Genomic DNA, 12315 nt, shown 5'->3' with positions numbered 1-12315 from the left:
CGATTAACCCTCGACCTTCAGCATGTAGTAAGCCTTGTTGATCATCCCGCGGTTTTCGGGAGTATCCTGGACTTCTACAGTGTGACCGATGCGACGCAGACCCAGGCCCTTAACGCACAGCTTGTGGTTAGGCAGACGGCCCGAGACGCTCTTGATCAGCGTTACTTTTACGGTTGCCATGATCAGAAGATCTCCTCGACGCTCTTGCCGCGCTTGGCAGCAATGGATTCAGGAGATTGCATGGCTTTCAGACCCTTGAAGGTGGCGTAAACCACGTTCACTGGGTTGGTCGAACCGTAGCACTTGGCCAGAACGTTCTGAACACCAGCAACTTCCAGGACAGCACGCATTGCGCCACCGGCGATGATACCGGTACCTTCCGAGGCAGGCTGCATGTAAACCTTCGAGGCGCCGTGGGCAGCCTTGGTGGCGTACTGCAGGGTGGTGCCCTTCAGGTCAACCTGGATCATGTTGCGGCGAGCAGCTTCCATGGCTTTCTGGATCGCGGCAGGTACTTCGCGCGATTTGCCACGGCCGAAGCCAACACGGCCTTTACCATCACCTACCACGGTCAGCGCGGTGAAGGTGAAGATACGGCCGCCTTTTACGGTTTTGGCAACGCGGTTAACTTGAACCAGCTTCTCGATGTAGCCTTCGTCGCGCTTTTGATCGTTATTTGCCATAACTTAGAACTCCAGCCCGCCTTCACGAGCAGCATCGGCCAGCGCTTTGACGCGGCCATGGTACTTGAAGCCGGAACGGTCAAAGGCAACTTGAGATACACCGGCGGCTTTCGCACGCTCAGCTACCAGCTTGCCAACCTTAGTGGCCGCGTCGATGTTGCCAGTGGCGCCATCACGCAGTTCTTTGTCCAAGGTCGAGGCGCTTGCCAGAACCTTGCTGCCGTCGGCCGAAATGACCTGGGCGTAGATGTGCTGCGAGGAGCGGAACACGCACAGGCGCACGACTTCGAGTTCGTGCATCTTGAGACGTGCTTTGCGAGCGCGACGCAGTCGAGTAACTTTTTTGTCGGTCATTTGCTAGGCCCTACTTCTTCTTGGCTTCTTTACGACGGACTACTTCGTCCGCGTAACGCACACCCTTGCCTTTGTAAGGCTCTGGCGGACGGAAGTCGCGGATTTCAGCGGCCACCTGACCCACCAGCTGCTTGTCGATACCCTTGATCAGGATGTCGGTCTGGCTTGGGGTTTCAGCGGTGATACCGGCTGGCAGTTCGTAGTCCACTGGGTGCGAGAAGCCCAGGGCCAGGTTCAGGACGGTGCCCTTGGCCTGTGCCTTGTAACCAACACCGACCAGCTGGAGCTTGCGCTCGAAGCCTTGGCTTACGCCCTGGACCATGTTGTTCACCAGAGCGCGGGTGGTACCGGCCATGGCGCGAGCTTGCTGGTCACCGTTACGAGCGACGAAACGCAGCTCGCCAGACTCTTCGGTAACTTCAACAGACGAGTGAACGTTCAGTTCGAGAGTGCCTTTGGCACCCTTCACCGAAAGCTGCTGGCCGGCGAATTTGACTTCGACGCCTGCTGGCAGCTTAACGGGGTTCTTAGCGACGCGAGACATGCCTATCTCCCCTTAGAACACTGTGCACAGAACTTCGCCGCCGACACCGGCAGCGCGCGCAGCGCGATCAGTCATCACACCTTTGTTGGTGGAGACGATAGACACGCCCAGACCGCCACGTACTTTCGGCAGTTCTGCGACGGACTTGTACTGGCGCAGGCCTGGACGGCTGGAGCGCTTCAGTTCCTCGATGACCGGACGGCCTTCGAAGTACTTCAGTTCGATCGACAGGGAAGGCTTGGCCTCACCAGTTACCTGGTAGCCGGCGATGTAACCTTCGTCTTTCAGAACTTTGGCAACCGCGACCTTCAGGGTGGAGGAAGGCATGCTTACGACGGACTTTTCAGCCATCTGGGCATTACGGATGCGAGTTAGCATGTCCGCTAACGGGTCCTGCATACTCATGGGCTAGATGCTCCTGATACAAGAATTATTAGCCTTGCGGCTATCACAACCACCCGAGCGGACAGGGCAAAAAACCCAGGCTCAGGTGAGCCGGTCATTCTAGACACAAGGTAGAAACGAAACAAGCCCCATATAGGGGCTTGTTTGTTGGCGAGGTCACCGGCGGTCGGAAGATTGCTCCCCTTCCGCCGGGATCCAGCCTGCAGCGATTACCAGGAGGCCTTGACCAGACCTGGTACGTCACCGCGCATTGCAGCTTGACGCAGCATGTTACGGCCCAGGCCGAACTTACGGTATACACCGTGAGGACGACCGGTCAGGCGGCAACGGTTGCGCAGACGCGAAGCGCTGGCATCACGTGGCTGCTTCTGCAGGGCGACAACGGCAGCGAAACGCTCTTCAGGAGAGGCGTTCAGGTTGACGATGGTCGCTTTCAGCTCGGCACGCTTCTTGGCGTACTTGGCTACCGTGAGCTGACGCTTCAGCTCGCGGTTTTTCATGCTCTTCTTGGCCATTTTCCTACTCCAATCAGTTGCGGAACGGGAACTTGAAAGCACGCAGCAGAGCGCGGCCTTCGTCGTCCGAACGAGCAGTGGTGGTCAGGGTGATGTCCAAACCGCGCAGAGCATCGATCTTGTCGTAGTCGATTTCCGGGAAGATGATCTGCTCTTTCACGCCCATGCTGTAGTTGCCACGGCCATCGAAGGACTTGGCATTCAGGCCGCGGAAGTCGCGAACCCGAGGCAGGGAGATCGCCAGCAGGCGGTCCAGGAATTCGTACATCTTGTCGCGACGCAGGGTCACCTTGACACCGATCGGCCAGCCTTCACGGACTTTGAAGCCCGCGATGGATTTACGAGCGAAAGTCACTACCGGCTTTTGACCGGTGATCTTTTCCAGGTCGGCAACAGCGTGCTCGATGACTTTCTTGTCGCCGATCGCTTCGCCCAGACCCATGTTCAGGGTGATCTTGGTAACGCGCGGAACTTCCATCACGTTCGACAGCTTAAGTTCTTCCTTAAGCTTAGGAGCGATTTCGTTCCGGTAAATCTCTTTCAGTCGTGCCATGGTCTTCTACCTAGCAGTGTTCAAGCATCAACCGCTTTTTGGGTCGACTTGAAGACACGAATTTTTTTACCGTCTTCTACTTTGAAACCAACGCGGTCAGCCTTGTTGGTTTCGCCGTTGAAGATGGCAACGTTGGAAGCGTGCAGAGGCGCTTCTTTTTCGACGATACCGCCCTGTACGCCCGCCATCGGGTTAGGCTTGGTATGACGCTTGACCAGGTTCACACCACCAACAACCAGACGGTTGTCAGCCAGAACCTTCAGCACCTTACCGCGCTTACCTTTGTCTTTGCCGGCGATCACGATGATCTCGTCGTCACGACGAATCTTTTGCATGTCGGATCTCCTTACAGCACTTCAGGGGCGAGCGAGACGATCTTCATGAACTTCTCAGTACGAAGTTCACGGGTCACTGGCCCGAAGATGCGAGTGCCGATCGGCTCTTGCTTGTTGTTCAGCAGAACAGCAGCGTTGCCGTCGAAACGAATGATGGAACCGTCAGCGCGACGAACACCGTGACGGGTGCGCACGACAACAGCAGTCATCACTTGGCCTTTCTTGACCTTACCGCGCGGAATTGCTTCCTTGACGGTTACTTTGATGATGTCACCGATGCCGGCGTAACGGCGGTGCGAACCGCCGAGTACCTTGATGCACATGACGCGACGAGCGCCGCTGTTATCGGCCACATCGAGCATGGATTGAGTCTGAATCATAAAATTTCTCCGACCCCTAGCCCTTAGACTTCAACAGCGCGTTCGAGGACTTCAACCAGTGCCCAGGACTTGGTCTTGGCCAGCGGACGGGTTTCACGGATGGAAACCTTGTCGCCGATCTTGCACTGGTTGGCTTCGTCGTGCGCGTGCAGCTTAGTCGAACGCTTAACGTATTTACCGTAGATCGGGTGCTTTACGCGACGCTCGATCAGAACGGTGATGGTCTTGTCCATTTTGTCGCTGACGACACGGCCAGTCAGCGTACGGACGGTTTTTTCAGCTTCAGCCATGATCACTTACCTGCCTGCTGGTTGAGCACAGTTTTCACGCGAGCGATGTCACGCTTAACTTGCGAGAGCAGGTGCGACTGCCCCAACTGGCCAGTTGCTTTCTGCATACGCAGATTGAACTGGTCGCGCAGCAAGCCGAGCAGTTGCTCATTCAGTTGCTGTGCCGATTTTTCACGAAGTTCATTCGCTTTCATCACATCACCGTCCGCTTAACAAAGGAGGTGGCGAGAGGCAGCTTTGCAGCAGCCAGGGCGAAAGCTTCGCGCGCCAGCTCTTCAGAAACACCCTCGATTTCATACAGGACTTTGCCTGGCTGAATCTGGGCAACCCAGTATTCCACGGAACCCTTACCTTTACCCATACGAACCTCGAGAGGCTTCTTGGAGATCGGCTTGTCCGGGAACACACGGATCCAGATCTTACCGCCACGTTTTACGTGACGGGTCAGCGCACGACGTGCGGACTCGATCTGGCGAGCGGTGAGGCGACCGCGAGCAACAGCTTTCAGGGCGAATTCGCCGAAGCTGACTTTGCTACCGCGCAGTGCCAGACCACGGTTGTGGCCAGTCATCTGCTTGCGGAATTTTGTACGCTTTGGTTGCAACATTTGGCGTACCCCTTACTTAGCAGCTTTTTTACGAGGCGCTGGTGCTTGTGGTTTCAGCTCTTCTTGGCGACCACCAATAACTTCGCCTTTGAAGATCCAAACCTTCACACCGATCACACCGTAAGTGGTGTGAGCTTCGTAGGTGTTGTAGTCGATATCGGCACGCAGGGTGTGCAGAGGCACACGACCTTCGCGATACCACTCGGTACGAGCAATCTCAGCACCGCCGAGACGACCGCTCACCTGGATCTTGATGCCCTTGGCACCAATACGCATGGCGTTCTGTACGGCGCGCTTCATGGCGCGACGGAACATTACGCGGCGTTCCAGCTGCTGAGCTACGCTCTGCGCAACCAGCATAGCGTCGAGTTCCGGCTTGCGGATCTCTTCGATGTTGATGTGCACAGGCACACCCATCTGCTTGGTCAGGTCCTGACGCAGCTTCTCGACATCTTCACCTTTCTTACCGATAACGATACCGGGACGAGCGGTGTGGATGGTGATGCGTGCAGTTTGAGCCGGACGATGAATATCGATACGGCTTACGGACGCGCTTTTTAGTTTGTCCTGGAGGTACTCACGCGTTTTCAGATCCTTCAACAGGTAATCTGCGTAAGTAGCACCGTCTGCGTACCAGACGGAGGTGTGCTCCTTGACGATTCCCAGGCGAATGCCAGTGGGATGTACTTTCTGACCCATCTGATCGACTCCGTTACTTGTCCGCAACCTTGACAGTGATATGGCAAGACCGCTTGACGATGCGATCAGCACGGCCTTTGGCACGTGGCATGATGCGCTTCAGCGAACGCCCTTCGTTGACGAAGACGGTGGAGACCTTCAGGTCATCAACGTCTGCGCCTTCGTTGTGTTCGGCGTTGGCAACGGCCGACTCGAGGACTTTCTTCATGATTTCAGCGGCTTTTTTGCTGCTGAAGGCCAACAGGTTGAGCGCTTCGCCCACCTTCTTCCCGCGGATCTGGTCGGCGACCAAGCGGGCTTTCTGGGCGGAGATGCGAGCGCCCGACAACTTAGCGGCTACTTCCATTTCCTTACCCCTTAACGCTTGGCTTTCTTGTCAGCCACGTGCCCGCGATAGGTGCGGGTACCGGCGAACTCGCCCAGTTTGTGGCCGACCATGTCTTCGTTCACCAGAACTGGGACATGTTGACGACCGTTGTGTACCGCGATGGTCAGACCGACCATTTGTGGCAGGATCATCGAACGGCGCGACCAGGTTTTAACTGGCTTGCGATCGTTCTTCTCCACCGCCACTTCGACCTTCTTCAGCAGGTGAAGATCGATAAAAGGACCTTTTTTCAGAGAACGTGGCACTGTCGTATCCCTCTAGTTACTTGCGACGACGGACGATCATGTTGTCGGTACGCTTATTACCACGGGTCTTCGCACCCTTGGTTGGGAAGCCCCATGGCGATACCGGATGACGACCACCGGAGGTACGACCTTCACCACCACCATGTGGGTGGTCAACCGGGTTCATGGCAACACCACGAACGGTTGGGCGAACGCCGCGCCAGCGTTTGGCACCAGCTTTACCCAGCGAACGCAGGCTGTGCTCGGAGTTCGAGACTTCGCCCAGGGTCGCACGGCACTCAGCCAGTACTTTACGCATCTCACCGGAACGCAGACGCAGAGTCACGTAGACGCCTTCACGAGCGATCAGCTGAGCCGAAGCACCAGCGGAACGAGCGATCTGAGCACCTTTACCCGGCTTCAGTTCGATGCCGTGAATGGTGCTACCTACTGGGATATTGCGCAGCTGCAGGGAGTTACCGGCCTTGATTGGGGCCAGGGCACCTGCGATCAGCTGGTCGCCAGCGCTCACGCCTTTAGGGGCGATGATGTAGCGACGCTCACCGTCTGCGTAGCACAGCAGGGCGATGTGAGCAGTACGGTTCGGGTCGTATTCGATACGCTCGACAGTGGCTGGAATGCCATCTTTGTCGTTGCGACGGAAGTCGACCAGACGGTAATGCTGCTTATGACCACCACCAACGTGACGAGTGGTGATGCGGCCATTGTTGTTACGACCACCAGACTTCGATTTTTTCTCGATCAGCGGTGCGTGAGGAGCGCCTTTGTGCAGCTCCTGGTTGACCACCTTGACCACGAAACGGCGGCCAGGGGAAGTCGGTTTGCATTTAACGATTGCCATGATGCACCCCTTCCTTACTCAGCACTGCTGCTGAAATCGAGATCTTGGCCTGGCTGAAGGGAGACGATCGCCTTCTTCCAGTCATTACGCTTGCCCAGACCACGTGCGGTACGCTTGGTTTTACCCAGAACGTTAACAGTCGACACGTTTTCAACTTTTACGTTGAACAGGCCTTCGACAGCTTTCTTGATTTCCAGCTTGGTTGCATCGGTAGCAACCTTGAATACGAACTGGCCTTTTTTCTCAGCCAGAACGGTAGCCTTCTCGGAAACGTGCGGGCCAAGGAGGACTTTGAATACGCGTTCCTGGTTCATCCCAGCAGCTCCTCGAATTTCTTCACGGCCGAGACAGTGATCAACACTTTCTCGTATGCGATCAGACTGACCGGGTCGGAACCTTGCACGTCACGTACATCGACGTGCGGCAGGTTGCGAGCAGCCAGGTACAGGTTCTGATCAACAGCGTCGGAAACGATCAGTACGTCGTTCAGACCCATGCCGTTCAGCTTGTTCAGCAGATCTTTGGTTTTCGGTGCTTCAACAGCGAAGTCCTGAACCACGACCAGACGGTCGCTACGCACCAGCTCAGCGAGGATGGAGCGCAGGGCTGCGCGGTACATCTTCTTGTTGAGCTTCTGCGAGTGATCTTGAGGGCGAGCTGCGAAGGTTACACCACCGCCACGCCAGATCGGACCACGAGTGGTACCAGCACGAGCACGGCCAGTACCCTTCTGACGCCATGGGCGCTTACCGCCACCAGCCACGTCGGAACGGGTCTTCTGCTGCTTGGTGCCCTGACGGCCGCCGGCCATGTAGGCCACGACTGCTTGGTGTACCAGCGTCTCGTTGAATTCGCCACCGAAAGTCAGTTCGGAAACTTCGATCGCCTGAGCGTCATTTACATTGAGTTGCATGTCAGTTTCCCCTTAACCGCGAGCCTTGACAGCTGGACGTACAACCACGTCGCCGCCAGTAGCGCCTGGAACGGCACCCTTGACCAGCAGCAGGTTGCGTTCAGCGTCTACGCGAACTACTTCCAGGGACTGAACAGTCACGCGCTCGGCGCCCATGTGACCGGACATTTTCTTGCCCTTGAACACACGACCAGGAGTCTGGCACTGGCCGATGGAACCTGGGACACGGTGCGACACGGAGTTACCGTGGGTGTTGTCCTGGCCACGGAAGTTCCAGCGCTTGATGGTACCGGCGAAGCCTTTACCTTTGGACTGACCAGTAACGTCTACCAGCTGGCCTGCAGTGAAGAGTTCAGCTTTGATCAGATCGCCAGCCTGGAAATCGCCTTCTTCAAGACGGAACTCCCAGACACCGCGACCAGCGGCAACGTTGGCCTTGGCGAAGTGGCCTGCCTGAGCGGCAGTCACGCGCGAAGCACGACGCTCGCCGACAGTGACTTGCACTGCACGGTAGCCATCGGTTTCTTCAGTTTTGAACTGGGTGACGCGATTCGGCTCGATCTCGATGACCGTGACCGGAATGGAGACACCTTCTTCGGTGAAAATGCGGGTCATACCGCACTTGCGACCGATTACACCAATAGTCATGTTGTAAACCTCATGAGTGTACGGGGCTTTCACCCGCTATGGCCGCCCATTTCAGAGCGTTACACGACCAGACCGAAGTCTTAGCCGAGGCTGATCTGTACTTCCACACCTGCCGCCAGATCAAGCTTCATCAGCGCATCAACGGTTTTATCCGTTGGCTGGACGATGTCCAGAACACGCTTATGAGTGCGGATCTCGTACTGGTCACGCGCGTCTTTGTTGACGTGCGGGGAAACCAGAACGGTGAAACGCTCTTTGCGGGTAGGCAGTGGAATTGGACCACGCACTTGTGCACCAGTACGTTTCGCGGTTTCCACGATTTCCTGGGTGGATTGGTCGATCAGGCGATGGTCGAAAGCCTTCAACCTGATACGGATTTGCTGATTTTGCATTGGATTTCAGACTCCAGGCTGTTCCCAACGGACGCACTACGCCCGCTAAAAGGAGGCGTGATTCTATAGACGCCCCCATTTAGTGTCAACCCAATAAAAAAAACCCCCGCTGAGCGGGGGTTTTTTCAATCGGTCGAGTGATTACTCGATGATTTTTGCTACGACGCCGGCGCCGACGGTACGACCGCCTTCACGGATAGCGAAGCGCAGACCGTCTTCCATTGCGATGGTCTTGATCAGGGTGACAGTCATCTGAATGTTGTCACCTGGCATTACCATTTCAACGCCTTCCGGCAGTTCGCAGTTACCGGTCACGTCAGTGGTACGGAAGTAGAACTGAGGACGGTAGCCTTTGAAGAACGGAGTGTGACGACCGCCTTCTTCCTTCGACAGAACGTAGACTTCTGCGGTGAACTTGGTGTGCGGCTTGACCGAACCTGGCTTGACCAGAACCTGGCCACGCTCAACGTCATCACGCTTGGTACCACGCAGCAGAACGCCGCAGTTCTCGCCAGCACGGCCTTCGTCCAGCAGCTTGCGGAACATTTCAACACCGGTGCAGGTGGTGGTCGAAGTGTCACGCAGACCAACGATTTCCAGCGGATCCTGAACGCGGACGATACCACGCTCGATACGACCGGTAACAACGGTACCACGACCCGAGATCGAGAATACGTCTTCGATCGGCATCAGGAACGGCTGGTCAACGGCACGAACTGGCTCAGGGATGTAGGCATCCAGAGTTTCTACCAGCTTCTTGACAGCGGTAGTACCCATTTCGTTGTCGTCTTTGCCTTCCAGGGCCATACGAGCCGAACCGATGATGATCGGGGTGTCGTCGCCTGGGAAGTCGTAGGTGGACAGCAGGTCGCGAACTTCCATCTCGACCAGTTCCAGCAGCTCGGCGTCGTCTACCAGGTCAGCCTTGTTCAGGAAGACCACGATGTAAGGAACGCCTACCTGACGGGACAGCAGGATGTGCTCACGGGTTTGCGGCATCGGACCATCGGCGGCCGAGCAAACCAGGATCGCGCCGTCCATCTGGGCAGCACCGGTGATCATGTTCTTCACGTAGTCAGCGTGACCTGGGCAGTCAACGTGAGCGTAGTGACGAATGTTCGAGTTGTACTCGACGTGAGCGGTGTTGATGGTGATACCGCGCGCTTTTTCTTCCGGAGCCGAGTCGATCTTGTCGAACTCAACGACTGCCGAACCGAAAACTTCGGAGCAGACGCGAGTCAGAGCTGCGGTCAGAGTGGTCTTACCGTGGTCAACGTGGCCGATGGTGCCGACGTTAACGTGGGGAAGGGAACGATCAAATTTTTCTTTAGCCACGACAGTGAACCTCTTGCCTAAAGGGGATTAGCCTTGTTTTTTAACGAGTGCTTCGACGATGTTCGACGGAGCTTCGGCGTATTTGGAGAATTCCATGGAGTAGCTTGCGCGACCCTGAGACATGGAACGAACGTCGGTTGCGTAACCGAACATCTCTCCGAGCGGAACTTCAGCGCGGACGACACGGCCAGAGACCGATTCATCCATACCCTGGACCAGACCACGACGACGGTTCAGGTCACCCATCACGTCACCCAGGTAGTCTTCCGGGGTTACAACTTCGACCTTCATGATCGGCTCGAGGACCACGCCACCACCCTTCTGGGCCAGTTGCTTGGTTGCCATCGAAGCAGCGATCTTGAACGCCATTTCGTTGGAGTCGACGTCGTGGTACGAACCGTCGAACACGGTAGCCTTCAGGCCGATCAGCGGATAGCCGGCAACAACGCCGTTCTTCATCTGCTCTTCGATACCCTTCTGGATCGCAGGGATGTATTCCTTCGGAACCACACCACCAACGACTTCGTTGGTGAAGACCAGGCCCTCAGTGATATTGCCCTTATCGTCTTCATCCGGCTGAGAGAAGCGAATCCAGCAGTGACCGAACTGACCACGACCACCCGACTGGCGAACGAACTTGCCTTCGATCTCCACACCGGACTTGGTGATCTTCTCGCGGTACGAAACCTGCGGCTTGCCGATGTTGGCCTCAACGTTGAATTCACGCTTCATGCGGTCAACGATGATGTCCAGGTGCAGCTCACCCATACCGGAGATGATGGTCTGACCAGTCTCTTCGTCGGTCTTGACGCGGAACGACGGGTCTTCCTGAGCCAGCTTGCCCAGAGCGATACCCATCTTTTCCTGGTCCTGCTTGGTCTTCGGCTCGACAGACAGCGAAATCACTGGCTCCGGGAAGTCCATGCGCTCAAGGATGATTGGCTTGTCGGCGTCGCACAGGGTTTCACCAGTGGTAACGTCCTTCATGCCGATCAGGGCCGCGATGTCGCCAGCGCGCACTTCCTTGATCTCTTCACGCTGGTTGGCGTGCATCTGCACCATACGACCAACGCGCTCTTTCTTGCCTTTGACCGAGTTGATGACCGAGTCACCGGAGCTCAGAACGCCCGAGTAGACGCGAACGAAGGTCAGGGTACCTACGAACGGGTCGGTAGCGATCTTGAACGCCAGAGCCGAGAACGGCTCGTTGTCGTCGGCGTGACGCTCGTCCTGCTGCTCTTCGGTAATCTCATCCTTCGGCACTTCGGCCAGATCAGGGTGGATACCCTTGATCGCAGGAATTTCGGTCGGAGCAGGCAGGAAGTCGATAACGGCGTCGAGAACCAGGGGAACACCCTTGTTCTTGAACGACGAACCGCAGACAGCCGGAACGATCTCGCTGGCCAGGGTGCGCGCACGCAGACCTGCCTTGATTTCTTCGACGGTCAGCTCACCTTCTTCAAGGTACTTGTTCATCAGCTCTTCGCTGGCTTCGGCGGCGGCTTCAACCATGTTGTTGCGCCATTCGTTAGCCAGTTCGACCATGTCCGCTGGAATTTCTTCTTCGCGGTACGTGGTGCCCTTGTCGTCTTCGTTCCAGTAGATGGCTTTCATCTTGATCAGGTCGACCTGACCCTGGAAGTCGTCTTCTGCACCGATAGCCAGCTGGACCGGAACCGGGGTGTGACCCAGGCGGTTCTTGATCTGACCGACAACGCGCAGGAAGTTGGCACCAGCACGGTCCATCTTGTTCACGTAGACAACACGCGGAACACCGTACTTGTTGGCCTGACGCCATACGGTTTCGGACTGCGGCTCAACGCCGGAGGTACCGCAGAACACAACGACCGCGCCGTCGAGTACACGCAGCGAACGCTCTACTTCAATGGTGAAGTCAACGTGGCCGGGGGTATCGATGACGTTTACGCGGTAGTTGTCGTACTGACCACGGGAACCTTTCCAGAAGGTGGTAACGGCAGCGGAGGTAATGGTGATACCGCGCTCCTGCTCCTGCACCATCCAGTCGGTGGTCGCGGCGCCGTCGTGCACCTCGCCCATCTTGTGGCTCAGACCTGTGTAGAACAGGATCCGCTCGGTAGTGGTAGTCTTGCCCGCGTCAACGTGGGCGCAGATACCGATGTTACGGTAGCGGTTAATTGCTGTAGTACGAGCCATAAAGCCCTCGCAA

At 56.6% G+C, this 12315-nt stretch carries 22 protein-coding genes; all 22 read right to left on the bottom strand.

What is annotated here, in order from left to right; all coding sequences use genetic code 11:
• Nucleotides 1-3 precede the first annotated feature (3 nt).
• Nucleotides 4-180, bottom strand: a complete 177-nt coding sequence (gene rpmD / locus KDB76_RS02800) for a 50S ribosomal protein L30 (protein ID WP_003255463.1) — start codon at nucleotides 178-180, stop codon at nucleotides 4-6.
• A gap of 2 nt (nucleotides 181-182) precedes the next feature.
• Nucleotides 183-683, bottom strand: coding sequence for a 30S ribosomal protein S5 (rpsE, locus tag KDB76_RS02795; protein ID WP_003255465.1), 501 nt, complete (start codon nucleotides 681-683; stop codon nucleotides 183-185).
• A 3-nt stretch (nucleotides 684-686) separates the two neighbouring features.
• Nucleotides 687-1037 carry a 50S ribosomal protein L18 gene (rplR, locus tag KDB76_RS02790; protein WP_009397496.1) on the bottom strand — a complete coding sequence of 117 codons (351 nt, stop codon included), beginning with the start codon at nucleotides 1035-1037 and terminating at the stop codon, nucleotides 687-689.
• Nucleotides 1038-1047: 10 nt separating this feature from the next.
• Nucleotides 1048-1581, bottom strand: a complete 534-nt coding sequence (rplF, locus tag KDB76_RS02785) for a 50S ribosomal protein L6 (RefSeq protein ID WP_009681972.1) — start codon at nucleotides 1579-1581, stop codon at nucleotides 1048-1050.
• Nucleotides 1582-1593: 12 nt separating this feature from the next.
• A complete protein-coding gene (gene rpsH / locus KDB76_RS02780; protein ID WP_009681971.1) occupies nucleotides 1594-1986 on the bottom strand; it encodes a 30S ribosomal protein S8 in 393 nt (130 codons plus the stop codon).
• 209 nt (nucleotides 1987-2195) lie between these two features.
• The gene (gene rpsN / locus KDB76_RS02775) at nucleotides 2196-2501 is read right to left on the bottom strand and encodes a 30S ribosomal protein S14 (RefSeq protein WP_013970638.1); all 306 of its coding nucleotides are present in this window, start codon (nucleotides 2499-2501) and stop codon (nucleotides 2196-2198) included.
• Nucleotides 2502-2514: 13 nt separating this feature from the next.
• Nucleotides 2515-3054, bottom strand: a complete 540-nt coding sequence (rplE, locus tag KDB76_RS02770; protein WP_003257095.1) for a 50S ribosomal protein L5 — start codon at nucleotides 3052-3054, stop codon at nucleotides 2515-2517.
• Nucleotides 3055-3074: 20 nt separating this feature from the next.
• Nucleotides 3075-3389: a 50S ribosomal protein L24 gene (gene rplX / locus KDB76_RS02765; RefSeq protein WP_013970637.1), complete on the bottom strand. Its 315-nt coding sequence runs from the start codon at nucleotides 3387-3389 to the stop codon at nucleotides 3075-3077.
• An 11-nt stretch (nucleotides 3390-3400) separates the two neighbouring features.
• Nucleotides 3401-3769: a 50S ribosomal protein L14 gene (rplN, locus tag KDB76_RS02760; protein ID WP_002555479.1), complete on the bottom strand. Its 369-nt coding sequence runs from the start codon at nucleotides 3767-3769 to the stop codon at nucleotides 3401-3403.
• A gap of 23 nt (nucleotides 3770-3792) precedes the next feature.
• Nucleotides 3793-4059, bottom strand: a complete 267-nt coding sequence (gene rpsQ / locus KDB76_RS02755; protein WP_003255478.1) for a 30S ribosomal protein S17 — start codon at nucleotides 4057-4059, stop codon at nucleotides 3793-3795.
• A 2-nt stretch (nucleotides 4060-4061) separates the two neighbouring features.
• On the bottom strand, nucleotides 4062-4253 hold the full coding sequence (rpmC, locus tag KDB76_RS02750) for a 50S ribosomal protein L29 (RefSeq protein WP_002555481.1): 192 nt from the start codon (nucleotides 4251-4253) through the stop codon (nucleotides 4062-4064).
• A complete protein-coding gene (gene rplP / locus KDB76_RS02745; RefSeq protein WP_003255479.1) occupies nucleotides 4253-4666 on the bottom strand; it encodes a 50S ribosomal protein L16 in 414 nt (137 codons plus the stop codon). Before rplP ends, rpmC begins: the two co-directional genes overlap by 1 nt.
• Nucleotides 4667-4678: 12 nt before the next feature.
• On the bottom strand, nucleotides 4679-5365 hold the full coding sequence (rpsC, locus tag KDB76_RS02740; protein WP_003255481.1) for a 30S ribosomal protein S3: 687 nt from the start codon (nucleotides 5363-5365) through the stop codon (nucleotides 4679-4681).
• 13 nt (nucleotides 5366-5378) lie between these two features.
• Nucleotides 5379-5711, bottom strand: coding sequence for a 50S ribosomal protein L22 (gene rplV / locus KDB76_RS02735; protein WP_003103908.1), 333 nt, complete (start codon nucleotides 5709-5711; stop codon nucleotides 5379-5381).
• 11 nt (nucleotides 5712-5722) lie between these two features.
• Nucleotides 5723-5998: a 30S ribosomal protein S19 gene (gene rpsS / locus KDB76_RS02730; protein WP_003255482.1), complete on the bottom strand. Its 276-nt coding sequence runs from the start codon at nucleotides 5996-5998 to the stop codon at nucleotides 5723-5725.
• 16 nt (nucleotides 5999-6014) lie between these two features.
• Nucleotides 6015-6839: a 50S ribosomal protein L2 gene (rplB, locus tag KDB76_RS02725; RefSeq protein ID WP_015268750.1), complete on the bottom strand. Its 825-nt coding sequence runs from the start codon at nucleotides 6837-6839 to the stop codon at nucleotides 6015-6017.
• Nucleotides 6840-6853: 14 nt separating this feature from the next.
• The gene (gene rplW, locus KDB76_RS02720) at nucleotides 6854-7153 is read right to left on the bottom strand and encodes a 50S ribosomal protein L23 (protein ID WP_003255484.1); all 300 of its coding nucleotides are present in this window, start codon (nucleotides 7151-7153) and stop codon (nucleotides 6854-6856) included.
• Entirely contained in the window at nucleotides 7150-7752 is a 603-nt protein-coding gene (gene rplD / locus KDB76_RS02715) for a 50S ribosomal protein L4 (protein ID WP_008089819.1), read from the bottom strand. Before rplD ends, rplW begins: the two co-directional genes overlap by 4 nt.
• Nucleotides 7753-7764: 12 nt before the next feature.
• A complete protein-coding gene (rplC, locus tag KDB76_RS02710; RefSeq protein ID WP_003257089.1) occupies nucleotides 7765-8400 on the bottom strand; it encodes a 50S ribosomal protein L3 in 636 nt (211 codons plus the stop codon).
• An 80-nt stretch (nucleotides 8401-8480) separates the two neighbouring features.
• Nucleotides 8481-8792: a 30S ribosomal protein S10 gene (gene rpsJ, locus KDB76_RS02705; protein ID WP_003186070.1), complete on the bottom strand. Its 312-nt coding sequence runs from the start codon at nucleotides 8790-8792 to the stop codon at nucleotides 8481-8483.
• Between the two features lie 141 nt (nucleotides 8793-8933).
• Nucleotides 8934-10127, bottom strand: a complete 1194-nt coding sequence (tuf, locus tag KDB76_RS02700; RefSeq protein WP_013970634.1) for an elongation factor Tu — start codon at nucleotides 10125-10127, stop codon at nucleotides 8934-8936.
• A 27-nt stretch (nucleotides 10128-10154) separates the two neighbouring features.
• Nucleotides 10155-12302, bottom strand: coding sequence for an elongation factor G (gene fusA, locus KDB76_RS02695; protein ID WP_013970633.1), 2148 nt, complete (start codon nucleotides 12300-12302; stop codon nucleotides 10155-10157).
• Between the last annotated feature and the right edge of the window lie 13 nt (nucleotides 12303-12315).

This window comes from Pseudomonas sp. JS425, assembly GCF_018223845.1.
GTDB lineage: Bacteria > Pseudomonadota > Gammaproteobacteria > Pseudomonadales > Pseudomonadaceae > Aquipseudomonas > Aquipseudomonas asiatica.
This window is presented reverse-complemented; position numbering and strand designations above follow the sequence as displayed.

Bases quoted from the DNA above. Each gene is read 5' to 3' on its own strand.
- rpmD (WP_003255463.1), bottom strand. From the start codon at position 180: ATGGCAACCGTAAAAGTAACGCTGATCAAGAGCGTCTCGGGCCGTCTG.
- rpsE (WP_003255465.1), bottom strand. From the start codon at position 683: ATGGCAAATAACGATCAAAAGCGCGACGAAGGCTACATCGAGAAGCTG.
- rplR (WP_009397496.1), bottom strand. From the start codon at position 1,037: ATGACCGACAAAAAAGTTACTCGACTGCGTCGCGCTCGCAAAGCACGT.
- rplF (WP_009681972.1), bottom strand. From the start codon at position 1,581: ATGTCTCGCGTCGCTAAGAACCCCGTTAAGCTGCCAGCAGGCGTCGAA.
- rpsH (WP_009681971.1), bottom strand. From the start codon at position 1,986: ATGAGTATGCAGGACCCGTTAGCGGACATGCTAACTCGCATCCGTAAT.
- rpsN (WP_013970638.1), bottom strand. From the start codon at position 2,501: ATGGCCAAGAAGAGCATGAAAAACCGCGAGCTGAAGCGTCAGCTCACG.
- rplE (WP_003257095.1), bottom strand. From the start codon at position 3,054: ATGGCACGACTGAAAGAGATTTACCGGAACGAAATCGCTCCTAAGCTT.
- rplX (WP_013970637.1), bottom strand. From the start codon at position 3,389: ATGCAAAAGATTCGTCGTGACGACGAGATCATCGTGATCGCCGGCAAA.
- rplN (WP_002555479.1), bottom strand. From the start codon at position 3,769: ATGATTCAGACTCAATCCATGCTCGATGTGGCCGATAACAGCGGCGCT.
- rpsQ (WP_003255478.1), bottom strand. From the start codon at position 4,059: ATGGCTGAAGCTGAAAAAACCGTCCGTACGCTGACTGGCCGTGTCGTC.
- rpmC (WP_002555481.1), bottom strand. From the start codon at position 4,253: ATGAAAGCGAATGAACTTCGTGAAAAATCGGCACAGCAACTGAATGAG.
- rplP (WP_003255479.1), bottom strand. From the start codon at position 4,666: ATGTTGCAACCAAAGCGTACAAAATTCCGCAAGCAGATGACTGGCCAC.
- rpsC (WP_003255481.1), bottom strand. From the start codon at position 5,365: ATGGGTCAGAAAGTACATCCCACTGGCATTCGCCTGGGAATCGTCAAG.
- rplV (WP_003103908.1), bottom strand. From the start codon at position 5,711: ATGGAAGTAGCCGCTAAGTTGTCGGGCGCTCGCATCTCCGCCCAGAAA.
- rplB (WP_015268750.1), bottom strand. From the start codon at position 6,839: ATGGCAATCGTTAAATGCAAACCGACTTCCCCTGGCCGCCGTTTCGTG.
- rplW (WP_003255484.1), bottom strand. From the start codon at position 7,153: ATGAACCAGGAACGCGTATTCAAAGTCCTCCTTGGCCCGCACGTTTCC.
- rplD (WP_008089819.1), bottom strand. From the start codon at position 7,752: ATGCAACTCAATGTAAATGACGCTCAGGCGATCGAAGTTTCCGAACTG.
- rplC (WP_003257089.1), bottom strand. From the start codon at position 8,400: ATGACTATTGGTGTAATCGGTCGCAAGTGCGGTATGACCCGCATTTTC.
- rpsJ (WP_003186070.1), bottom strand. From the start codon at position 8,792: ATGCAAAATCAGCAAATCCGTATCAGGTTGAAGGCTTTCGACCATCGC.
- fusA (WP_013970633.1), bottom strand. From the start codon at position 12,302: ATGGCTCGTACTACAGCAATTAACCGCTACCGTAACATCGGTATCTGC.